This window comes from uncultured Sphingosinicella sp. (assembly GCF_963974575.1).
Taxonomy (GTDB): domain Bacteria; phylum Pseudomonadota; class Alphaproteobacteria; order Sphingomonadales; family Sphingomonadaceae; genus Sphingosinicella.
The window spans coordinates 251,099-272,088 of record NZ_CAXBBQ010000003.1; the positions used below are offsets into that span (position 1 = coordinate 251,099).

Here is a 20,990-nt window from a genome sequence, read left to right on the forward strand (position 1 = left end):
GCGCCCCTTATAGCGCTGCGATGATCGCCGCGCCCATCCCCTGTGTCGAAAGCGTGCCGCCGATGTCGCGCGTGCGCGCGCCGCCGGTCAGCGCCTTGTCCACGGCCGCTTCCACGCGGTCCGCCGCAGCAGTGTCGCCAAGGCTGAACCGCAGCGCCATCGCAAAGCTGAGGATCGCCGCGCAGGGGTTCGCAAGGCCCTGCCCCGCGATGTCCGGCGCCGAGCCGTGGATCGGTTCGTACAGGCCCGGCTTTCCGGCCTCGCCGATCGCGGCCGAGGGGAGCATCCCGAGCGAACCGGTCAGCATCGCCGCCTCATCCGAAAGGATGTCGCCGAAGAGATTGTCGGTAACGATCACATCGAACTGCTTCGGGTTCTTCACAAGCTGCATGGCCATGTTGTCAGCAAGCATGTGTGAAAGCTCCACGTCGGCGTATTCGGCCTTGTGCAGCGCGGTTACCTCTTCCTTCCAGAGCAGGCCCGATTCCATCACGTTCGACTTTTCGGCCGAGCACACGCGGTTCGATCGCGTCCGCGCAAGCTCGAACGCCGTGCGCGCGACGCGGCGGATCTCGGACGAGGTATACACCTGCGTGTTGACGCCGCGCCGTTCGCCGCCGCCGATGTCTTCGATACCGCGCGGCGTGCCGAAATAGACGCCGCCGACGAGTTCGCGCACAAACAATATGTCGAGCCCTTCGACGAACTCGCGCTTCAGGCTGGACGCATCGGCGAGCGCCGAAAAACAGCGCGCCGGGCGTAGGTTGGCGTAAACGCCCATTTCGGAACGCAGGCGCAGCAGCCCCGCCTCGGGCCGCTTGTCATACGCCTGCCCGGCCCACTTCGGGCCACCGACCGCACCCATCAGCGCGGCGTCGGAGGCAAGCGCGCGCGCCACCGTTTCGTCCGTGATCGGAAGCCCCGTCGCGTCGATCGCCGCGCCGCCGAACAACGCCTCTTCCACGGCAATGTCGAGCGCAAGCGTCTCGATCAGCCGCTTCACCTCCCCGATCACTTCCGGGCCAATACCGTCACCCGGGAGCAGCAGCAGGGATTTCGTCATGGGGCTTCCTTGTTTTCGTGATTGTGCGTTCAGGCGGCCTTCGCGGCGCCTGCGATCCACGGCTGCTCGGCGTCGAGCTTCGCCTCGAACGCAGCGATGTCCTTGTCCATCGCCTGCGTCAGGCCGATCTCGTCGAGGCCGTTCAGCAGGCAGTGCTTGCGGAACGGATCGATCTCGAAGGTGAAGCGGTCCTGATAGGGCGTCGTCACCACCTGGTTTTCAAGGTCGATGGTGATCTCGTCGGTCTCGGCGATCTCCATCAGCCGGTCGATCTGCTCCTGCGGCAGCGCCACAAGCAGCATCCCGTTCTTGAACGCGTTGCCCGAGAAAATATCCGCGAACGACGGCGCGATCACGGCACGGAAGCCCATGTCGGTGAGCGCCCACGGCGCGTGCTCGCGGCTGGAGCCGCAGCCGAAGTTGTCGCCCGCGATGAGCACCGGGGCACCCTTGTGGCGGGGCTGGTCGAAGATGTTGTCGGGGTTTTCGCGGATCGTCGCGAAGGCGCCCTTGCCAAGGCCTGCACGCTGGATCGTTTTCAGGAAGCGCGCCGGAATGATGACGTCCGTATCGACGTTCTTCGCGCCGAACGGCACGGCGATGCCGGTCAGGGTCTTGAAGGCGTCCATCAGGCGGCTCCCATCAGCTGGCGCACATCGGTGAGGCGACCGGTGACGGCGGCAGCGGCGGCCATCGCGGGCGACATCAGATGCGTGCGCGCGCCCGGCCCCTGCCGGCCGACGAAGTTGCGGTTGGAGGTCGACGCGCAGCGCTCTCCCGCGGGCACCTTGTCCGGGTTCATGCCGAGACACATGGAGCAGCCCGGCTCGCGCCAGTCGAAGCCCGCCTCGATGAAGATGCGGTCGAGCCCTTCGGCCTCCGCCTGTCGCTTGACGAGGCCCGAGCCCGGCACGACGAGCGCCTGCTTGATATGCCCCGCGACATGCCGCCCCTTCGCCACGGCAGCAGCGGCACGCAGATCCTCGATGCGGCTGTTGGTGCAGCTGCCGATGAAGATGTTCTGCACCTCGACGTCCTCAAGCCGCGTACCCGGCACGAGGCCCATGTAGTCGAGGCTCTTCCGCGCGGCTTCCTGCTTGGTGGGATCGGCGAAGCTGGCGGGCTCCGGCACAATGCCCGTGATCGGCACGACGTCCTCCGGGCTCGTTCCCCACGTCACCAGCGGCGCGATCTTCGTGCCATCGATGACGACGCTCTTATCGAAGCGCGCGCCGGGATCGGTGACGAGCGTGCGCCAGTAGGCGACCGCCTTCTCCCAGTCCGCGCCCTTCGGGCTCCGCGGCCGGTCCTTGAAATAGGCGAAGGTCTTCTCGTCAGGCGCGATGAGGCCAGCGCGCGCGCCGCCCTCGATCGCCATGTTGCACACGGTCATGCGCCCTTCGACCGACATCGCCTCGATCACGGGTCCGCGATATTCGATGACGTGGCCGGTGCCACCGCCCGTGCCGGTCTCGCCGATCACCGCGAGCGTAACGTCCTTCGGGGTCACGCCGTGGCCGAGGCTGCCCTCGACGCGGACCTCCATGGTCTTCGCGCGGCGCAGCAGCAGCGTTTGCGTCGCGAACACATGCTCGATTTCCGACGTGCCGATACCGAAGGCGAGCGCGCCGAAGGCGCCGTGCGTCGCCGTATGGCTGTCGCCGCAGACGACCGTGGTGCCTGGCAGCGTGAAGCCCTGCTCCGGCCCGATCACGTGCACGATGCCCTGCCGCGCGTCGTTCATCTCGATCAGCTCGACGCCGAAGTCGGCACAGTTCTGCGTGAGCGCCGCCAGCTGCGCGACGCTTTCGGGATCAGTGATCGGCTCGAAGCGATGGTTCGTCGGCACGTTATGATCCGGCACCGCCAGCGTCAGGTCCGGACGGCGCAGCCGGCGACCCGCCGTACGCAGACCTTCGAAGGCCTGCGGCGTCGTCACTTCGTGGATCAGGTGCCGGTCGATGAAGATGAGCGCGGTGCCGTCGTCGCGTTCGGCGACGATGTGGGCATTCCAGATCTTCTCGTAAAGCGTGCGCGGAGTCTGTGTCATGCGCGCGGAATTAGGCGATGATGCGCGGGAGCGCAACGGGCGGCGCCCCATATTCTTAGAATACTATGTATCGCGGAAGCGGAAAGGGCCGCACCGGTCGCCCGGCACAGCCCTTTCGAACAGCTGAAAACGCTTTACTGGGCGCTTTCGCGCGTGTCGCGGCGCTCGGCGATACGCGCCGACTTGCCGCTGCGGCCACGCAGATAATAGAGCTTCGCGCGGCGGACGGCACCGCGGCGCACGACCGCGATCGAATCGACGTTCGGCGAATAGAGCGGGAAGACGCGCTCGACGCCCTCGCCGAAGCTCACCTTGCGAACGGTGAAATTGGAGCTGACCCCCTTGTTCGAGCGGGCGATGCAAACGCCCTCGAAGTTCTGAATGCGGGTACGCTCGCCTTCGACGACGCGCACGCCGATGCGGAGCGTGTCGCCCGGGCGGAATTCCGGAATGGTCTTGCCTGCGGCAAGCTTTTCAATCTGCTCGGCTTCGAGCTGCTGGATGAGGTTCATCTCATTCGTCCTTCTCATGCCGCGCGCCAGAGGGCTCGCCGACCCGAACGCCACCATGGCGCTCCCATAGGTCCGGCCGCCTTAGCCGTGTATCGGTCTCTGCCCGGCTTTGACGCCAAGCCCCGATCCGCGCATGATCCCCCGATCGCAGCACTTCGGGGATCGTGCGCCCTTCCCAATCATTGGGCCGGGTATATTGCGGATATTCGAGGAGGCCGCTTTCGAAGCTTTCCTCGTTCCCGCTCGAAGCGGCGCCCATTACGCCGGGAACCAGCCGAATGCAAGCGTCAAGCAGCGTTAAAGCCGCCATTTCTCCGCCGGAGAGCACATAGTCACCGATCGAGACCTGCTCGATGGGCCGCGCCTCGAACAATCGCTCGTCGATGCCCTCAAAGCGGCCGCACAGGATGGACACGCCCGGCCCCGCCGCCAGCGACCGCACCCGCGCCTGGGTGAGGGGCGTACCGCGCGGCGTCATCGCGAGGAGCGGCACGTCCGGGCGGCGTGCCAGTACGTCGTCCACCGCGCGCGCCAGCACGTCCGCGCGCATCACCATGCCGGCGCCGCCGCCTGCCGGGGTATCGTCGACGGAACGGTGCTTGTCGGTCGCGAAGTCCCGGATCTGAACCGTTTCCAGCGACCAGAGCCGCTCACCGAGCGCGCGGCCCGCAAGGCTATGCCCGAGCGGCCCGGGAAACATTTCCGGGTAGAGCGTGAGGACGGTGGCGGCGAAGGTCACGGCTGCGGAGGGACGAACCGCAGCGCCTGAAGCATCGGCGGCAGCGTCGGCGCGAGCAGGAGTTGCCCGCTGAGCACGCCCTTCTCGCATGTCCAGCGGAACGTCGCCGACAGGGCCCCGGTGGCGCGCAGCGATTCGACTTCTGTACATGTGCCCGTCAGCGTCTTCAGCCTCGTGAACTCGCGCGCCCAGTTTTCGGCGGAGCGATCAAGCGGGAAGTTCATCGCGAGCCGCCTTTCGAGCGGCGCCAGCGTACCGGCGGCATAGGCGGCGCGCGCCGCCTCGTGCATCGCTGCAACCGCGTCGCTCACCGGCGTTTCAGCGGGACGGATCGCACCCGCGCGCGCCATCGCCCAAAGCGACTGCCAAACCGGCACCGCAGGCGCCTGATAGGTGCGGTTCGCAAAGCCGAACGCCGCCGCTCCCATTTCCGGTGCGAGCACGATGAAGCTGCCATAGCCCGGATAGCCCCCGCCATGCGCGAGGGTGAGACCGAGATCGCAGTCCGGCGAGGCGCGCAGGCCCATACCGTAGGCAACCGCGTGCACGCACTTGTCGTCTGCGGGCGCGCCGGGGCGCGGCATGATTCGCACGAAATTGAGGCCCTGCGCCATCTCGCGCACGGTGGCACGGCGTACCGGCCCCATTTCGGCCCCGCTGCGTGGCGGCCACGCCGAAAGCAGGAACGAAACCCACTTCGCATAGTCGTTCACGGTGGTGTGAAGGCCGCCCATGGCACCGAACGTGCCGTCGCGCATCGAGGGCTCCTCCACCCACTGATCGTTTTCCCAGCGGTAGCCGACAGCGAGCCGATCCTTCGGCACATCGGCGATCTCGTAGCCGGTATTCACCATGCCGAGCGGGGTGAGGATCGTCTGCCGGATATAGGCCTGATAGGACATCCCCGAGACGTTCTTGATGATGCGCCCGAGCAGCGCGTATCCGAAGTTCGAATATTCGTGCTGCATCTGCCCGGTGCGGCTCCACGGCACGCCCGCCGCGATCATGCGCGTGAAATCGGCCTCGCTCAGCACCTGCTGGCGGTCGCCCCACGGATCGTCGGTGACGAACCCGGCGACGTGCTGGAGGAGGTCGCGCACACGGATGCGCGGCGCATCCGTCGTCGGGTAGGTCCAGCCCTTCATCTCGGACACGTGCGTTTCAGCAAGATCGTCGAGCGAAAGCTTGCCCGCATCGCGCAGCGATAGGATCGCAAGCGCCGTGAACGCCTTGCTCATCGAGGCAATGCGGAAGCGCGTGTCCGCCGTCACCGGCCGCGTGCCGCCGATCGTCTGCATGCCCCACGTGCCCTGGTGCACGATCTTGCCGTCCTTCACGACGGCATAAGCGAGCCCCGGCACCGGCGTGCGCTCGCGGTAGGCCACGAAGGCCGCATCGATCTCGGCCGCAACGCTTGCAGGCAAGGCCCCCTGCTGCACGACAGGCTCCGGCACCTGCGCGATCACGGGCGGCGCTGCGACAAACATGAGGACGGCGGCAGCGATGGCGTGACGGTGCATGAACTCTCCCCCTCGACCGAACGCCGACAGGACTAATCGACGAAGACTGCGCTGACCACCATCCGCTGATCGTCCCATTGCGGAACCGCTTCGGGGCGCAGCGGCACCATAAAGCGCTTGCCGTCCGGGCGTTCGATTTCGATCACGTCGCCCGCGCCGAAATTTTCCACCGCCGCAACCTTGCCGAGCGGCGTGCCGGCATCGGATTCGACGGCAAGGCCGATCAGATCGCAATGATAATATTCGCCCTCACCGAGCGGCGGCAGGGCGTCCCGGTCCACCGTGAGTTGCGTGCCGCGCAGCGCCTCTGCAGCGTTGCGGTCGGGCACTTCGGCGAAGCGGGCGATGACACCTTTCGGCGTGGCCTTCGCCGCCTTCAGGGTCAGCGTGCGGCCGTTCGCCTCGAAACTCTTGAAGGCGCGGAAGCTCTCGAAACTCTCCGAAAAGAGCTTGAGCCGCACCTCGCCGGTCACGCCATGCGCACCGGTGACGGCGGCAAGCGTGACACGGCGTTCGGACATGATTTACGCAGCCGTCTCGTCGGCAGCCGGTGCTTCTTCGGCAGCAGCTTCGGGAGCCGCTTCAGCAGCAGCTTCCTCGGCCGGAGCCTCGGCAGCCACTTCAGCGGGTGCTTCTTCCTCGGCCGGCGCGTTGGCGGCGGCTTCGGCTTCGGCAGCCTTCGCAGCCCGCTCCTCGGCGCGCTCCTTGGCCTTTTCGCCCGGCTCGGCCTTCTTCGGGTTGTTCTTCGCGGTGCGCTTCATGAGGCCGGCGGCATCGAGGAAGCGGGCAACACGGTCAGACGGCTGCGCGCCGACCTTCAGCCAGTGCGCGGCGCGTTCGGTGTCGAGCTTCACGCGCTCGCCCGAATCCTTCGGCAGCAGCGGGTTGTAGGTGCCGAGACGCTCCAGATACTTGCCGTCGCGCGGATTGCGCGAATCGGCGACGACGATGCGGTAGACGGGGCGCTTCTTGGCGCCGCCGCGTGCGAGACGGATGGAAATAGCCATTTTCTTCGTTTCCTTGCTTGAACTGAATTCTAACGCTTGAACTTGTCGAAGCCGGGCGGAAGCTGCGGCATGCCGCCTCCCCCCAATCCTCCGAGACCACCAAGGCCGGGGAGACCCCCGCCCATTTTCCCCATGAGACCGGCGAGCCCCTTCATGCCGCCCATCTTCCGGATCTTCTTCATCGCCGTGGACATTTCCTGGTGCATCTTCAGGAGCTTGTTCACCTCCTGCACCGTCGTCCCCGCGCCGTTCGCGATGCGAATCTTGCGCTTCGCATTCAAAAGCTCGGGCTTGCCGCGCTCCTTCGGCGTCATCGAAAGGATTACCGCCTCCATGCGGCCGAGCAGCCTGTCGTCGGCGCCCGCCTTCTCGGCCTGCGCGGCGAGCTTGCCCATGCCGGGCAGCATCCCGATGAGGCCCGCCATGCCGCCCATCTTCTGCATCTGCTGAAGCTGCGAGCGCAGGTCGTTCATGTCGAACTGACCCTTGGCGAGCTTTGCCGCCATGCGCTCGGCGTCTTCGTGCTCGATCGTCGCCGCCGCCTTCTCGACGAGGCTGACGACATCGCCCATGCCCAGGATACGGCCCGCGACGCGCTGCGGATCGAACGCGTCGAGCGCATCGAGCTTTTCGCCGATGCCGACGAACTTGATCGGCTTGCCGGTAACATGCCGCATCGAAAGCGCCGCACCGCCGCGCGCATCGCCATCCATGCGGGTGAGCACGACGCCCGTGAGGTCGACCTGCTTCGAGAAATTCTCGGCGACGTTCACCGCGTCCTGACCCGTCAGCGCATCGACGACGAGCAGGATTTCCTGCGGCACTGCGTCAGCGGCGACGCTCTGCATTTCCGCCATCAGCGCCGCATCGACGTGAAGGCGCCCCGCCGTATCGAGCATCAGCACGTCGAAGCCCTGCAGCTTCGCGGCCTGCATGGCGCGGCGGGCGATATCGACCGGTTGCTGCCCGGCGATGACCGGCAGCGTCGCGACCTCGGTCTGCTCGCCGAGCACGCGGAGCTGCTCCTGCGCGGCCGGGCGGTTGACGTCGAGCGAGGCCATCAGGACCTTCTTGCGGTCCCTTTCCTTCAGGCGCTTCGCGATCTTCGCGGTCGTCGTCGTCTTGCCCGAGCCCTGGAGGCCGACCATCATCACGATGGCGGGCGGCGTGACATCGAGCTCCAGCCCTTCGGCATCGCCGCCGAGCATGGCGGCAAGCTCGTCGTGGACGATCTTGACGACCTGCTGGCCGGGCGTGACCGAGCGTGTGACTTCGGCGCCAACGGCGCGTTCCGTGACCTTGTCGATAAATGTCTTGGCGACAGGGAGCGCGACGTCAGCTTCCAGAAGCGCGACGCGGACCTCGCGCATCGCTGCGCGCACGTCCGCCTCGGTCAGCGCACCGCGACCGCGAAGACGATCGAAGACACCGCCAAGACGCTCTGAAAGACTTTCGAACATCCAACTTCCCTATGCCGGACGGCCCAACGCAAAATACGCCGGTGGGCGAACCTTCGCTGACCGGCGTGCATCCGTGGACGCGTCTCGTACTCGCGCTTTTCAAGAAAAAGCCGGGTTCCCCTAGGCGCGGGCCATAGTGATGTCAATGCCCGACAGCAGCGTGTGGCCGCGACGCAACACCTTCCCGGTCAATCCGCAACGTGCGTGCAACCCGAAGCCGGGGCCGAAGGTTTATGCCACTGTCGCCGGACAGGCTTAGGGGCATTTTGGTCCAGCGGCGCGTGTTCAAGCCCGGCGTGCGGCCCCACCGCACGTCCCCAAGCGTAAGAGGTATTTCCATGAAACTCACCCTGATCGCGGCGCTTTGCGCCGCCACCCTTCCGTTCGCCGCTGCCAATGCGCAGGAAGCGCCGGACGGCAGCCGTGCGTTCGGCATCGAACCCTATGTGGGTATCGGCGGCGGCTGGCACGATTTCGACACGGGCAACAAAGGCCTGCTGCAGACGCAGGGCAGCGCCAAGGGCGCGCTGGTGACCGGCTTCGCGGGCGTCAACGTGCCGCTCGGCATGTTCGTTGTCGGCGCGGAAGGCAATGTCGCCAAGGGCTTCAGCGACATCGACTGGGAATACGGCGTTACCGGACATCTCGGCCTTCGCATCGGCGAAAGCGGCATGGTCTTCGGCCGCGCCGGTTATCAGTGGGTCAACACCGAGATCGGTGACGACCGCAACGAGCTTTACGGCTTCGGCGTAGAGGTCGGGCCGAAGGACATCGGCCTTGGCGGTATCACCGGGCAGAGCGGCGTGCGTCTGCGCCTTGCGGTCGATACATTCGACGTGTTCCAGAGCATCCGCCCGACCGCGGCAGTCGTGTTCCACTTCTAGTAAGCGTAACGGCGCCGTGGACGCCTTCGGGCGTTTACGGCGCCGACCGGCACGGCTGGATGTCGATCGGGCGTGGGCGCGGTTTGGTCGCCGCGTAGATCGCGAGATATGATTTGCCATCCAGCTCGTGCAGCGCCTGCCGTTCGAAGCCGATCGCCTGCACTTCGCAATCGAGCAGCCACGGCGGCGTGCCATGGCTTCGCGTCGGCCGATCCGTATCGACGATGCCCACGACCGCCCCCGGTTTCAGGCTGGTACGCAGGTTCCAGAGCAGTTCGTAAGGGTTCTCGATCTCGTGGTACATGTGCACGAGGATTGCGCGGTCGAGGGTTTTGGGCGGCAGCTTCGGATCACCCGGCGAACCAAGCACCACCGAGACGTTGTTGAACCCGGCGGCGTGCACGCGGCCGCGCAGGTCGTTCACGGTGTTCTCGAAAATATCCTCGGCATAGACGCGGCCGGCGTCACCCACGCGCCGCGAGAGGTTCACCGTATAATAGCCGCGCCCCGCGCCGATATCGGCGACGATCAAGCCGGGCGCGATGCCCATCAGGTCCATCACGCGGCGCGCCTCACCGGCCTGCTCGCGGCTCTCCTCGTCGGAAAACTGGGCGCTGACGATCTCGGCGACGGGACGTTCGACAGACGGGAAGCTATGCTCGCCAGGCGGCGGCGGCGGCGCGGGTGGGGCCTGGCAGGCCGCCAGCACGACGAGGCAAGACAGCAGGATGGCGCGACGATTCATTGTGCCCTGTCTACCGCGAACGCAGTCGCGCAGGCAATGCGAGGGGTGGGCGCATGGACTTGGTGCCTGCGAATCCCTAAATGCGGCGCGATGACTACACCGTTTCTCAAAATGCACGGCCTCGGCAACGACTTCGTTGTGTTCGACGCGCGCCGCGATTCGGTGTCGCTGACGACGCAGCAGGTGCGCGCCATTGCGGACCGCCATACCGGCATCGGCTGCGATCAGCTGATTGTCATCGAACGATCCGACCGCGCCGACGCGTGTATGCGGATCTGGAATGCCGATGGCGGCGAGGTGGAGGCGTGCGGCAACGCATCCCGCTGCGTGGCGCAGGTGATCGGCGCGAACGCCGTGATCGAGACTGCAGGCGGCCTCATCGAAGGCACCGCGACGGCAGACGGCGCCAGCATCGACATGGGGGCGCCGCGCTTTGGATGGGATGAGATCCCGCTCGCCTACGCGATGGACACGCTGCACATGCCGGTCGGCTGGGAAACGCTGGAGAACCCGGTCGCGGTCAACGTCGGCAACCCGCATGTCGTCTTCTTCGTGGCCGACACCGATGCGATCGCGCTGGAGCGACTGGGGCCGATCATCGAGCATGACGCGCTATTTCCCGCGCGCATCAATGTGAACGTTGCAAGCATCGTGTCGCGCGAACACATCCGCCTGCGGGTGTGGGAACGCGGCGTCGGCCTGACCCGTGCCTGCGGTACCGGGGCCTGCGCCACCGCGATCGCGGCAATGCGGCGCGGACTCGTGGGCCGCGACGTGACGGTGACGCTGCCCGGCGGCGACCTTTCGATCGCGTGGCGGGACGACAACCACATCGTCATGACCGGCCCGGCGACCACCGCCTTCACGGGCGAGATCGACCTCGAGGCCTACGCTTGAGCGACCATCAGGTCATCAATCTCGGCTGCCGCCTCAACATTTATGAAGGCGAGATCATCCGGCAGCACCTCGCCACCGCTGGAGACGCCGACACCATCGTCATCAACAGCTGCGCCGTCACCGGCGAAGCGGTGCGACAGGCGCGGCAGACGATCCGGCGGCTGAAGCGCGAACGCCCGGAGGCGCGCGTCATCGTCACCGGCTGCGCGGCGCAGGTGGAAGCGGCGGCCTTCGCGGCAATGCCCGAGGTTTCCCGCGTCGTCGGCAATGCCGAGAAGCTGGACGCCGCCGCGCTGCTCGGCGGCGAGCGTGTGCGCGTCGGCGACATCATGGCGGTGCGCGAAACGGCGCCGCACCTGCTGGACGGCTTTGCCGCCAACACGCGCGCCTTCGTGGAGGTGCAGAACGGCTGCGACCACCGCTGCACCTTCTGCATTATCCCCTACGCACGCGGCAATTCGCGCAGCGTTCCCGCCGGGCTCGTTGTGGATCGTATCCGACGGCTGGTGGAGGGCGGCGCGCAGGAGGTGGTGCTGACCGGGGTCGACCTCACCTCCTACGGCCCCGATCTTCCGGGTAGCCCGACGCTCGGCAGCCTCGTGCAGCGTATCCTCATCCACGTGCCCGCGCTCCGGCGGCTGCGCCTCTCCTCAATCGATTCGATCGAGGCCGACCCTGCGCTCGTCGAGGCGATCACGGGCGAAGCGCGCGTGATGCCGCACCTGCATCTGTCGCTGCAATCGGGCGACGACATGATCCTGAAGCGCATGAAGCGTCGCCACAGCCGCGCCGATGCCGTGCGATTCGTGGACGCCGTGAAGGCGAAGAGGCCCGAGATCGCCATCGGGGCCGACATCATCGCCGGTTTCCCGACCGAGACCGACGCCATGTTCGAAAACTCGCTGCGCCTGATCGAGGACTGCGACATCGTGTTCGGCCACATCTTTCCCTACTCGGCGCGCACCGACACACCAGCCGCGCGGATGCCGCAGCTTGCCGTGCCCATCCGCAAGGCACGTGCCGCACGGCTGCGCGAGGCCGCCGCCCGCAGGCTCGCCGCCCACCTCGCCGCGCAACAGGGCCACGCCATCGACATGCTCGTGGAGAAGGACGGGCACACTGGCCACGCCGCCGATTTCACGCCTGCCGTGCTCGACCGGGCGGCGCTCCCCGGCAGCATCGTGCGCGCACGCGTCACTGGCGCCGAGGCGTCGAGGCTGCTAGCGACCCCGGCGTGAGCGAAGAACAGGAAGAACCGAAAGGCTGGCTCGCGCGGCTCCGCGCCGGGCTGCAGCGTACGTCCGGGAAACTCGGCGAGAATCTCGCGGGGCTCGTTTCGAAGCGCCCGCTTGACGACGCGATGCTCGAAGAGATCGAGGAGGCGCTGATCGCGTCCGACCTCGGCCCTGCCACCGCCGCGCGCATCACCGCGAAGCTCGCCGCCGACAAGTTCGACCGGCAGGTGACAGACGACGAAGTGAAAACCGTCGTCGCCTCCGAGGTGGAAGCCGTGCTCGCGAAGGTGGCGCATCCGATCGAAGTGACGGCCTTCCCGCGCCCGCACGTGATTCTCGTCGTCGGCGTCAACGGATCGGGCAAGACCACCACCATCGCCAAGCTCGCGCATCTGTTTCAGGAGCAGGATTATTCGGTGATGCTGGCGGCGGGGGACACGTTCCGCGCCGCCGCGATCGAGCAGCTTTCGATCTGGGGCGAGCGGCTGAAGATCCCGGTGATTTCCGGCAAGGTCGGCGGCGATGCCGCCGCGCTGTCGTTCGAGGCGCTCACCAAGGCGCGCGCGGCGGGTGCGGACGTGCTCATCATCGACACCGCTGGACGCCTGCAGAACAAGGCGGGGCTGATGGATGAGCTTGCCAAGATCAAGCGCGTGCTGAAGCGCCAGATGGAATCAGCGCCGCACGACGTCGTGCTCGTGCTCGACGCGACCACGGGGCAAAACGCGCTCAGCCAGATTGACGTATTCAAGGAAGTCGCGGGCGTCACCGGTCTCGTGATGACGAAACTCGACGGCACCGCGCGCGGCGGCGTGCTCGTCGCGGCGGCGGACCGTTCTAAACTCCCCGTTCACGCGATTGGCATAGGGGAACAGATCAACGACCTGCGCCCGTTCGATCCGGCGGAGTTCGCCCGCGCGCTTGCGGGTATGGGTTCGAAGAAGGACGCGTAATGGCGGAAGACAAGACCAAAGGTTCGGGCCTGCGCATGGCGCTTGATTTCGGGCCACTGCTCGTGTTCTTCGCGGTGAACAGCCTTGCGCCGGGCGCCGACGTCAATCAGGCGATGTGGGCGACAGGCGCGTTCATGATCGCAACCGCCATCGCGATGATCGTTTCCAAGGTGAAGACAGGCCGCGTCGGACCGATGCAGTGGTTCACCGGCGTTATCGTCGCCGTGTTCGGCGGCCTGACAATCTACCTGCACGACGAACGCTTCTTCCAAATCAAGACGACGATCATCTACACGATGTTCGCCGCGATCCTGTTCTTCGGCCTGCTGACGGGGCGCCCGCTGCTCAAACTCGTGATGGAAAGCGGCTTTCCCGAAATGGACGACCACGGCTGGAAGAAGCTGACCCGCAACTGGGCGTTCTTTTTCCTCGCGATGGCGATCCTGAACGAAGGCCTGCGCGCCTATCTCACCTTCGACCAGTGGGTCGCCTTCAAGGTATGGGGCGTGCTCGTGATCTCGATGATCTTCGCGGCTTCACAGGCGCCGATCCTGATGAAGCATGGTAAGGACGAGGAAACAGACGCCTGACCAGCGGCTGTCACGTTACCGGTCATACGCGCACAGGCTGAAGCCGTGTTCGGCGCCTCAGTAGCCAGCGTTGCGCAGGCTTCTCGATGTAGCGAAACAAAAGGTGCGATGCGATGAGCAGGCCCAGATAGAATCCCATCACGAGCCATAGCGGTGTCACCTCCCCCGCCTTCACGAACACATGTTTGAAGGCGATGAAACCGAGGTAGTGACAGAGGTAAGTTGCGTAGGAAATATCCCCGAGCCACACGAGCGGTCGATATGCCAACGGATTGGCACGTCGCCACAGGGCGAATCCCAGGATCAAGCTCACCCAGATTAGCGGGATGACGGGTGCCTGCTTATCCAAAGCCCTTATTGTTATGAAAAGGGCCGCGATCGAGAGCAGAGCCGCGATCTTGAGCGTACTCTCGCGCTCATCCCGGAGGTAGATTACGCACAGGATCATTCCCATAAGGAATTGGGCCACACAGCGCAGCAGACCGGTCCGCTCGATACCCCCAGCGAAATTCAAACCGAGCGCCTGAAAATACAGGTGTAGCCCGAGCGCAATGGCGACCAAAACGCCCCCGAGCATCCATGTTGGCCATTCGCGGGCCTTCACGAAAAATACCAAAACCGGAAAGCAGAGGTAGGCGAAAAATTCCGTCGATATCGACCAGGCCGGGACATTCCATTGCAGCCCGTTCGAAAAACCCCAGTTTTGCACAAGAAATACTGATTGAATGAAATACGAATAAGTTTCTTTATCTGGGAATTTTCCAGAAAATAGGGAGAAAATAGAAAAATACACTAAAAACAATATAAGTAAAAAAATGTGAAGCGGATATACCCGAGCAAATCTCTTATAAAGGAAATCCGATATCGAAGAGAAGGGCTTTCCAATCTTATCAGAATAGTTAAGATACATGACAAAGCCGGACAAAACAAAAAACATATCAACCGCAAGATCGCCATTCCGGAGAAAAGCCATTACGGGTTCTAATACGTAGGGCTCCAGAACGGACCTGGTGTGATATAAAACCACCCACCACGCCGCGAGACCTCTAAGGCTTGTGAGGGCATTGAGGTGCGGGCTGGATTGCAATGACGCGTTCATGGCTGCGCCCGTTTGTCTCTATCAAAGGCGACCCCGGCATGTTTCCAGCTTAGAATACCTGGATAGCGCCATGCTTTCGTTGCACGGCTTGCCCGTTCTGTCTTGACGATGGCATCATCCAGCCCGTCGAAGGGCTGAAGCCAGCCGCGATCACTTGCATCACGTGCAAAGCGAAGCACCCAGTATCCCCGCAGGACGGTATGGGGGCTTGCACCATCGAAACTCTCTGTTGGGTGTTTGCTGGTCGAATTCACCCATTCGATAAATGAAGCACGATCCCGATACGGCATCTGACCTTTGACGAGGATGGGAAACCCACTTCCAGACCCGGCACCGTAAATCCCTCGTGCACCGCCGATCGCCCCGAACCGAAGCAGGAAATTTTCCGTAATGCGCGACAGGAGTGCCGGCTCTCCGGCCGAAGCCCAGAGATAAGCTGCTTCGGGGCCATATATCTGCATCATGAAGTTCGAATAGGCGTTGTCGTCATTGCTATCGATACCGCGAAATATCGAGACTGAACGGTTCTGCGGGTTAGGCGATACATCAAGACGCGCAAGATCGGACTTCCACCCCGCCCACATGTCTGCATTCATCTTGCGCGCGCGCGCTGGGCCCCAGAAAAGATTGCCCCGCTCGGTGCGGACGTTCGCGGCAATGTCGCGCAGCTTCCACATCGCGGAAAACTGGTTGAGCGTGGTACGCTGATACCCAAAACGCGGCCGATAACGGCCAGTGCCGCGCTTGTAGTTGCTGGCCAGCGCATACGCCATGATCGCCTGCTGCAGAATTGCCGCGCGCGGATCGCCCGTGGCCAGCCAATAGGCATAACCGTGGTTGAAGAGATGCGCTTCGTCACGGCGATGGCTATAGGTCTTCCCCGCCTCTGCCTTGATCTCATCGAGCCACGGGTAATTCTGGGGTGCAGTCCACTTTCCCTCATCGCCATAGCTATCGCCGCCGGAGATTCTGCCTTCATTGGCATACGGACGATCGCCGGGGAGCGGTATCTGCGGATCGCGCATTTGATGATGCCGCTCGGACCAGATCACGAAATTGGGCAGGCTGAGCCCATATAGCGTTTCGACACGGGCGCGCTTTGCCGCTGCAGCAAATGTACGACCATCGCGATCGAGAGCAGCCGCAATCATGCGTGCATCAGTTTCAGAGACGAATCCGCGCGACGAACCCGCTTCGCCCGCCTGCCCTGAGACGGTGCCAACGGCATTGTTCGAAGATGAGCGCCCATAGATGCGATCCGGGCGGTAGATGTCCTGTGACGTTTTCCGCGTACGCGGTTTAAGGAATCCAGCGAAGGCCTCGCCCGAGAAGGGGAGAACCCTCTTTTCTCGCACAGCCTGCGCGAGCCGCGCCATTGTTGGCGTTACCGGTTCGCCGGTGTCGGCGCATTTCATTGATCCGGGCAGGACCGTAATCGGCATCGCCTGTCCGTCCACCGTCACGTCATAGGGGCGATCGTCGATACTGCCGTCGCCGTCGGGAGCGCGGACAATGCACAGCGAAAACCAGTCCGGCTTCGCACGGTAGGTGAAAAGGTAAGCGCGGCCTTCAGCGACGCGCCCGAGATCGAAGACCGGCCATTCACCGCTCGGTGTTTGGATGACGTCGAGCGGGACGGACCGTGCTGCCCGGCCATCAATGGTGAGGGTGGCGGGAGCGGCCCACGCTGTTTCAGAAACTTGCAGGCTGCAGAAAGCTGCAAGAGCGAGCGGGAGCAGACGGAAACGGCAACAGCGAAACATTCCGCAAGGTGGCACCTTGTCCCAGAAAGGACAAGGTGCCGGGGGAAGAAGGCTTTGCGAGATCTGCAGGCTGGTTCAGCCTGAAACGATCCAGTCTAGAAATTGACGGCCGCGTGCTTCCACGCCAAGGCGCTCGTGTCCTTGTTGGGCGCGGTTTTCCCACGCGCGGCTTCCATCTTGGCAATGGCCTCGTCAATGCCTGGAACTGCACCCATCCAGCCACGTTTCACCGCGTCCTGCGCGAGCTTCAGCGACCAGTAGGCGCGTTGCACGGTGTGCAGCGCGGCGCCGTCAAAGCTGTCGGCAGGAAGCGCGTTGCCGTCATTTGTCCAGGCAATGAAGCTCTCCGTATCCGTGTAGGGCATGGTGCCGCCGTCAAGAACCAGGAAACCGGAACCGGAGCCCTTGCCATAAACACCGCGCGTCCCACCAATTTTTCCAAAGCGCAGGACCATGTTCTCGGCGATCCGCTTCAGCATGGCCGGCTCGCCCTTCGAGGCGAACAGATAAGCCGCCTCCGGGCCGTAAAGCTGGATCATGAAGTTGGAGTAGGCAGAGTCCTGGTTGAGGTCGATGCCCCGGAAGATCGATGAAGAGCGCTCATAAACACTCGTACCCGCATCCAGCTCAGCGATCTGCGTTTTCCAGTCTGCAAAGGCGTCATCGACCATCTTCAGCGCGCGCGCCTTGGACCAGAGGATATTCCCGTTCGAACTGCTCGCATTTTCCGCGACGTCTTGCAGTTTCCACAACGCCGACCAGATGTTCATCGTCGTCCGTTGATAAGTGAAACGCGTACGGTAGCGACCGTCTGAATAGGCCCCCTGATAGACGCTGGCGAGCGCGTAGGCCGCGATTGCCTGCTGAAGGACCGCGGCTCGTGGGTCGCCGGTGGCCAGCCAATAGGCATAACCATGGTTGAAGAGGTGCGCCTCGTCGCGTGTGTGCGAATAGCACGAGCCGGCCGTGGCACCGATCTGGCTGAGCCAGGGGTAATCAGTGGGGGCGCACCATTCGCCCTCATTGCTCAACTGATCGGCCTTGGTGCTCGTACCCTCGTTCACATATGGCCTGTCGCCGGCGAGCGGGACCTGCGGATCACGAAGCTGATTGTGGTTTTCCGACCAGATCGCAAGATTGGGAAGGCTGAGGCCGTAAAGCGTCTGGATACGGTTCTGTTCGGCCGCATCGTTGAAAACAGCGCTGTTGCCGGCAAGTGCCGCGGCAATCATCACCGCGTCGTCACCGGAAATGAAACCGCGCGATGACCCGTACTCGCCTCCTGCGCCGGTGATCGCGTACGCGATCGCATTGTTCATGCCGGAGCGGCCGTAGATGCGGCCCGGCACGTATCCCACCTTGTTTTCGGCGGTGCGATCGGTTGCGAGCGTCGGCGACTTCGGCCAACCGGAAAATGCCGCACTTGAATAGGGCAGTACGCGCTTCGCGGTGACCGCGGCGCGGAGCCGGTCCATCGACGGTGCGATCGGTTCGCCATTGTCGATGCACTTCATGCTGCCGCCGAGGACGGAAAGCGTCGTTTCCACGCCGCTGACCGAGATGGCGTAGCTGCGTTCGCCAACCGTGGTGTCGGCGGGCGCGGCATAGCGAACGATGCAGACGCTCCACCATGTCGGGCGGCTTGCAAGGCCGAACATGTAAGCGCGGCCGCCGCTGACAGGACCAAGATCGCTGACGGGCCATGTGCCGGTCGGCGTGGTGATCGTGTCCATCGCCGCCGCGGAGAGACGCGTACCAGCCACGGACACGGTGACCGGACCCGAGGGCATCGTCGGATCAGCCGGCGGAGGCGTCGGTGTGGGCGTCGGCGTCGGTGTGGGCGTCGGTGTGGGAGTCGGCGTTGGCGTAGGTGTGGGCGTCGGCGTCGGCGTCGGCGTCGGTGTGGGCGTCGGTGTGGGCGTCGGCGTCGGTGTGGGCGTCGGCGTTGGCGTCGGTGTCGGAGACGGATCGGACGGCGTCACCGATGCCGGGGGCGTAGGGCTCCCCGCATCGGTTTGCGTGCCGCCAGAACTGCCGCCTCCACAGGCCGACAGAAGGATGAACGCGGAGATGAAAGCCACAGGCTGGCCTCGGCCGCGCAGACGCCCAGCAGAATAAATGTTCATTGACCCCAACGACCCCTCGTTGTGACCGCAAAATCGCGGATTTGAGGGGATTCTTGGGCGCCAACTCTAAACAAATGCCTAATACATCAAGTGCCGTGCGACACTTTGATGGTTAAGACAGGCGAAGTGATTGTAATTACGGCGACGAAATGTCGGTTAATTTCTCATTCTCTTTTAGCCGTAACATTTCGTCAACGAAGATTGGTCGCCGCGAAGGACCAGTTCATCGTATTGGTTAAGAAATCGTCTACAAAGTCCGGCCGGGCATTCTGGTAATCCAGATAATAAGCGTGTTCCCAAACATCGAGCGTGATGAGGGGGTTAAGCCCCTTATGGACGAGCGCGGAATCGGCATCGTGAGTCGAAATGATCTTCAGACCGTCGGCGCCTTCCTGGCAGAGCCATGCCCAGCCGCTGCCGAAATGACCGGTCGCTTCGGTCTTGAAGGCCTTTTTGAATTCCGACAGGCCGCCGAACGCCGAGTCGATCATGTCCTTGAGCTTACCTTCGGGCCCGGCAGCCTTCGGCGACAGCGAGTTCCAGAAGAAGGTGTGGTTCCAGGCCTGAGCGGCGTTGTTGAAAAGACCCTCATCGCCTTTGCTCTTGGCCGTCTTCACGATCTCTTCAAGCGAGGCCTTTTCCAAACCTGTTCCGGCGATCGCCGCGTTCGTCTTGTCGACGTAGCCCTTGTGATGCTTGCCGTGGTGGAATTCGAGCGTGCGCGCGGACATGTGCGGCTCCAGCGCATCCTTCGCGAACGGCAGCGGCGGGAGTTCGATAGCCATGAATAGCTCCTTTGTTTTGGGTGGGTGTTCAGAGGGGTAACGCAGCGCCGTGACGGATGTTGCGTTCAAAAACCCTATCGATGTGGGTCAGGATGCCGCAGCGGCCCGGTGCAGGCCGTGACGGCGCAGGCAGTGCCTGAGTTGATCGTAAGTGACCGCGAGCGCCTCCGCGGCGGCACGCTGGTTGTAGCGGCAGCTTTCGAGCGTGCGGACGAGAATGTCCCGCTCATATTCCGCAACGGCAGCGCGCAGGTCGCTCACAGCGGCGCGCTGCTCTGCCGCCGCAACCGCCGCGACCGCCGGTTCGACCGGCGGCGCCTTTGCCGCTTCTGCCCCCGCCATCACGATCGAACGCTTCGGCCGCCACGGAGAGTCGAACGGATCGAACTGGAGCGCATCTACGGGCGTCGCAGGATCGCCCCAGCGGTAAAGCGCGCGCTCCACGACGTTCTTGAGTTCGCGGACGTTGCCCGGCCATTCGTAGGCCCGCAACTGCTGGCGTACCTCGCGGCTGAAGCCGGGGAAGTCCGGCCAGCCGAGCTCGACAGACATGCGGCGCGCGAAGTGGTTCGCCAGTTCCATGATGTCATCCGAACGTGCGCGCAGCGGCGGGAGTGTGATGACCTCGAAGGAGAGCCGGTCGAGCAGATCGGCGCGGAAGTGTCCCTTTTCGACAAGCGCGGGCAGATCCTCATTTGTGGCGCCGACGATACGCACATCGACGGTAAGCGGCCGGTTCGCACCAAGCCGCGTCAGCTCGCCATATTCGACGACGCGCAGCAGGCGTTCCTGCGCGGCAGAGGACAGCGTGCCGACTTCGTCGAGGAACAACGTGCCGCCGTCCGCTTCCTCGAACCGCCCGCGCCTGGCCGAGGTCGCGCCAGTGAAAGCCCCGGCTTCGTAGCCGAAAAGTTCGGCGTCGATGAGGTTCTCTGACATGGCGGCGCAGTTCATCGCGATGAACGGCTCGTCCCAGCGCGGACTGAGCCGGTGCAGGCGCTCCGCGACCATCTCTTTACCGGTGCCGCGCTCGCCGATGACAAGCACCGAGCGGTTAAGCGCGGCAGCAAGGCTCGCCCGCTCGATCGCATCGAGCAGTTCGGTCGATTGGCCAACGAGCGTCGCTGAGTCTTTCATTGCTAATACTTAGTAAAATTTCCCAATATTTTGCAATATGCACCATGGTAAATTTCACTACTTTTAAGTCGGATTTGCGATAAGGTATTGAAAACAAACAAATTATATCATGCCAGAAAAATTGGCACGGCCCTTGCTGAACATGGGGCAACGGATTTGAAAGCAACAGTTCAACACAGGAGGCATCAATGCTTACGCAGGCCAACAGCACCATGTTCCGGACCCTCTTCTGCACCGTCGGTGCCGTCGCGGTCAGCTCGGTCTTCCTCTTCGCCGCAGCGGGCCCCGCTCGCGCCGAAGCCCCGACCAAGCTCGCCCAGGTCCAGATCATGCCGGCTTCGACGAGCGCGATCGTTTACTGATCGGTCCGCAGCGTCCAGCGGCCGGAGCGGATCCCCCCAGTCCCCTCCCGTTCCGGCCGCCAC

The 20,990-nt window shown here is 64.0% G+C and carries 22 protein-coding genes; 7 read left to right on the top strand and 15 right to left on the bottom strand.

The features are described 5' to 3' along the window. Positions 1-7: 7 nt before the first annotated feature. From leuB to ffh, 9 genes are all read right to left on the bottom strand, one after another. On the bottom strand, positions 8-1,063 hold the full coding sequence (gene leuB / locus AAC014_RS07000) for a 3-isopropylmalate dehydrogenase (protein WP_339706038.1): 1,056 nt from the start codon (positions 1,061-1,063) through the stop codon (positions 8-10). A 29-nt stretch (positions 1,064-1,092) separates the two neighbouring features. Then, entirely contained in the window at positions 1,093-1,692 is a 600-nt protein-coding gene (gene leuD / locus AAC014_RS07005) for a 3-isopropylmalate dehydratase small subunit (RefSeq protein ID WP_339706041.1), read from the bottom strand. Next, positions 1,692-3,113 carry a 3-isopropylmalate dehydratase large subunit gene (gene leuC / locus AAC014_RS07010; RefSeq protein ID WP_339706044.1) on the bottom strand — a complete coding sequence of 474 codons (1,422 nt, stop codon included), beginning with the start codon at positions 3,111-3,113 and terminating at the stop codon, positions 1,692-1,694. Before leuC ends, leuD begins: the two co-directional genes overlap by 1 nt. Before the next feature lie 134 nt (positions 3,114-3,247). Next, entirely contained in the window at positions 3,248-3,625 is a 378-nt protein-coding gene (rplS, locus tag AAC014_RS07015) for a 50S ribosomal protein L19 (RefSeq protein WP_339706596.1), read from the bottom strand. 1 nt (position 3,626) lies between these two features. Continuing rightward, a complete protein-coding gene (gene trmD / locus AAC014_RS07020) occupies positions 3,627-4,364 on the bottom strand; it encodes a tRNA (guanosine(37)-N1)-methyltransferase TrmD (protein WP_339706047.1) in 738 nt (245 codons plus the stop codon). Further along, positions 4,361-5,884 (bottom strand): serine hydrolase domain-containing protein, encoded by a 1,524-nt coding sequence (locus tag AAC014_RS07025; RefSeq protein WP_339706050.1) that lies wholly within the window; start codon positions 5,882-5,884, stop codon positions 4,361-4,363. Before AAC014_RS07025 ends, trmD begins: the two co-directional genes overlap by 4 nt. Before the next feature lie 32 nt (positions 5,885-5,916). Further along, complete coding sequence (gene rimM / locus AAC014_RS07030) at positions 5,917-6,405, bottom strand: ribosome maturation factor RimM (protein ID WP_339706053.1); 489 nt, start codon at positions 6,403-6,405, stop codon at positions 5,917-5,919. Positions 6,406-6,408: 3 nt separating this feature from the next. After that, positions 6,409-6,891 (bottom strand): 30S ribosomal protein S16, encoded by a 483-nt coding sequence (gene rpsP, locus AAC014_RS07035; RefSeq protein ID WP_339706056.1) that lies wholly within the window; start codon positions 6,889-6,891, stop codon positions 6,409-6,411. A gap of 29 nt (positions 6,892-6,920) precedes the next feature. Continuing rightward, complete coding sequence (ffh, locus tag AAC014_RS07040; protein ID WP_339706059.1) at positions 6,921-8,351, bottom strand: signal recognition particle protein; 1,431 nt, start codon at positions 8,349-8,351, stop codon at positions 6,921-6,923. A 338-nt stretch (positions 8,352-8,689) separates the two neighbouring features. On the opposite strand from ffh, the gene AAC014_RS07045 reads away from it, so the two are divergent. Beyond that, complete coding sequence (locus AAC014_RS07045) at positions 8,690-9,235, top strand: opacity protein (protein WP_339706062.1); 546 nt, start codon at positions 8,690-8,692, stop codon at positions 9,233-9,235. Positions 9,236-9,269: 34 nt separating this feature from the next. On the opposite strand, the gene AAC014_RS07050 is transcribed toward AAC014_RS07045, so the two are convergent. Then, the gene (locus AAC014_RS07050) at positions 9,270-9,980 is read right to left on the bottom strand and encodes a methyltransferase domain-containing protein (RefSeq protein WP_339706065.1); all 711 of its coding nucleotides are present in this window, start codon (positions 9,978-9,980) and stop codon (positions 9,270-9,272) included. Between the two features lie 90 nt (positions 9,981-10,070). On the opposite strand from AAC014_RS07050, the gene dapF reads away from it, so the two are divergent. The 4 genes from dapF to ispZ are packed head-to-tail and all read left to right on the top strand — an operon-like array spanning position 10,071 to position 13,655. After that, complete coding sequence (gene dapF, locus AAC014_RS07055) at positions 10,071-10,877, top strand: diaminopimelate epimerase (protein ID WP_339706068.1); 807 nt, start codon at positions 10,071-10,073, stop codon at positions 10,875-10,877. Beyond that, entirely contained in the window at positions 10,874-12,115 is a 1,242-nt protein-coding gene (gene mtaB / locus AAC014_RS07060; protein WP_339706071.1) for a tRNA (N(6)-L-threonylcarbamoyladenosine(37)-C(2))-methylthiotransferase MtaB, read from the top strand. The genes dapF and mtaB overlap by 4 nt, the downstream gene beginning before the upstream one ends. Continuing rightward, on the top strand, positions 12,112-13,065 hold the full coding sequence (gene ftsY / locus AAC014_RS07065; RefSeq protein ID WP_339706074.1) for a signal recognition particle-docking protein FtsY: 954 nt from the start codon (positions 12,112-12,114) through the stop codon (positions 13,063-13,065). The genes mtaB and ftsY overlap by 4 nt, the downstream gene beginning before the upstream one ends. After that, positions 13,065-13,655: a septation protein IspZ gene (gene ispZ, locus AAC014_RS07070; RefSeq protein WP_339706077.1), complete on the top strand. Its 591-nt coding sequence runs from the start codon at positions 13,065-13,067 to the stop codon at positions 13,653-13,655. Before ftsY ends, ispZ begins: the two co-directional genes overlap by 1 nt. Before the next feature lie 22 nt (positions 13,656-13,677). Here ispZ and AAC014_RS07075 read toward each other — a convergent pair whose 3' ends face one another. From AAC014_RS07075 to AAC014_RS07085, 3 genes are all read right to left on the bottom strand, one after another. After that, on the bottom strand, positions 13,678-14,754 hold the full coding sequence (locus tag AAC014_RS07075) for an acyltransferase (RefSeq protein ID WP_339706080.1): 1,077 nt from the start codon (positions 14,752-14,754) through the stop codon (positions 13,678-13,680). Then, complete coding sequence (locus AAC014_RS07080; protein WP_339706083.1) at positions 14,751-16,517, bottom strand: hypothetical protein; 1,767 nt, start codon at positions 16,515-16,517, stop codon at positions 14,751-14,753. The genes AAC014_RS07075 and AAC014_RS07080 overlap by 4 nt, the downstream gene beginning before the upstream one ends. A gap of 95 nt (positions 16,518-16,612) precedes the next feature. After that, a complete protein-coding gene (locus tag AAC014_RS07085; protein ID WP_339706086.1) occupies positions 16,613-18,307 on the bottom strand; it encodes a hypothetical protein in 1,695 nt (564 codons plus the stop codon). On the opposite strand from AAC014_RS07085, the gene AAC014_RS07090 reads away from it, so the two are divergent. Then, positions 18,288-18,635, top strand: coding sequence for a hypothetical protein (locus AAC014_RS07090; protein ID WP_339706089.1), 348 nt, complete (start codon positions 18,288-18,290; stop codon positions 18,633-18,635). The two genes, AAC014_RS07085 and AAC014_RS07090, sit on opposite strands and share 20 nt — an antisense overlap. 199 nt (positions 18,636-18,834) lie before the next feature. Here AAC014_RS07090 and AAC014_RS07095 read toward each other — a convergent pair whose 3' ends face one another. Beyond that, on the bottom strand, positions 18,835-19,428 hold the full coding sequence (locus tag AAC014_RS07095) for a superoxide dismutase (protein ID WP_339706599.1): 594 nt from the start codon (positions 19,426-19,428) through the stop codon (positions 18,835-18,837). An 87-nt stretch (positions 19,429-19,515) separates the two neighbouring features. After that, a complete protein-coding gene (pspF, locus tag AAC014_RS07100; protein WP_339706092.1) occupies positions 19,516-20,565 on the bottom strand; it encodes a phage shock protein operon transcriptional activator in 1,050 nt (349 codons plus the stop codon). A gap of 188 nt (positions 20,566-20,753) precedes the next feature. Between pspF and AAC014_RS07105 the strand changes: the two genes are divergently transcribed. After that, positions 20,754-20,927 (top strand): hypothetical protein, encoded by a 174-nt coding sequence (locus AAC014_RS07105; RefSeq protein ID WP_339706095.1) that lies wholly within the window; start codon positions 20,754-20,756, stop codon positions 20,925-20,927. Positions 20,928-20,990 lie beyond the last annotated feature (63 nt).

Excerpts from the sequence above, each read along its gene's own strand:
- ispZ (WP_339706077.1), top strand. The coding sequence starts at position 13,065 with ATGGCGGAAGACAAGACCAAAGGTTCGGGCCTGCGCATGGCGCTTGAT.
- ffh (WP_339706059.1), bottom strand. The coding sequence starts at position 8,351 with ATGTTCGAAAGTCTTTCAGAGCGTCTTGGCGGTGTCTTCGATCGTCTT.
- AAC014_RS07080 (WP_339706083.1), bottom strand. The coding sequence starts at position 16,517 with ATGTTTCGCTGTTGCCGTTTCCGTCTGCTCCCGCTCGCTCTTGCAGCT.
- AAC014_RS07045 (WP_339706062.1), top strand. The coding sequence starts at position 8,690 with ATGAAACTCACCCTGATCGCGGCGCTTTGCGCCGCCACCCTTCCGTTC.
- leuC (WP_339706044.1), bottom strand. The coding sequence starts at position 3,113 with ATGACACAGACTCCGCGCACGCTTTACGAGAAGATCTGGAATGCCCAC.
- rplS (WP_339706596.1), bottom strand. The coding sequence starts at position 3,625 with ATGAACCTCATCCAGCAGCTCGAAGCCGAGCAGATTGAAAAGCTTGCC.
- AAC014_RS07075 (WP_339706080.1), bottom strand. The coding sequence starts at position 14,754 with ATGAACGCGTCATTGCAATCCAGCCCGCACCTCAATGCCCTCACAAGC.
- pspF (WP_339706092.1), bottom strand. The coding sequence starts at position 20,565 with ATGAAAGACTCAGCGACGCTCGTTGGCCAATCGACCGAACTGCTCGAT.
- rpsP (WP_339706056.1), bottom strand. The coding sequence starts at position 6,891 with ATGGCTATTTCCATCCGTCTCGCACGCGGCGGCGCCAAGAAGCGCCCC.
- leuD (WP_339706041.1), bottom strand. The coding sequence starts at position 1,692 with ATGGACGCCTTCAAGACCCTGACCGGCATCGCCGTGCCGTTCGGCGCG.
- leuB (WP_339706038.1), bottom strand. The coding sequence starts at position 1,063 with ATGACGAAATCCCTGCTGCTGCTCCCGGGTGACGGTATTGGCCCGGAA.
- dapF (WP_339706068.1), top strand. The coding sequence starts at position 10,071 with ATGACTACACCGTTTCTCAAAATGCACGGCCTCGGCAACGACTTCGTT.
- AAC014_RS07105 (WP_339706095.1), top strand. The coding sequence starts at position 20,754 with ATGCTTACGCAGGCCAACAGCACCATGTTCCGGACCCTCTTCTGCACC.
- AAC014_RS07095 (WP_339706599.1), bottom strand. The coding sequence starts at position 19,428 with ATGGCTATCGAACTCCCGCCGCTGCCGTTCGCGAAGGATGCGCTGGAG.
- AAC014_RS07050 (WP_339706065.1), bottom strand. The coding sequence starts at position 9,980 with ATGAATCGTCGCGCCATCCTGCTGTCTTGCCTCGTCGTGCTGGCGGCC.
- rimM (WP_339706053.1), bottom strand. The coding sequence starts at position 6,405 with ATGTCCGAACGCCGTGTCACGCTTGCCGCCGTCACCGGTGCGCATGGC.
- AAC014_RS07025 (WP_339706050.1), bottom strand. The coding sequence starts at position 5,884 with ATGCACCGTCACGCCATCGCTGCCGCCGTCCTCATGTTTGTCGCAGCG.
- AAC014_RS07085 (WP_339706086.1), bottom strand. The coding sequence starts at position 18,307 with ATGCCCTCGGGTCCGGTCACCGTGTCCGTGGCTGGTACGCGTCTCTCC.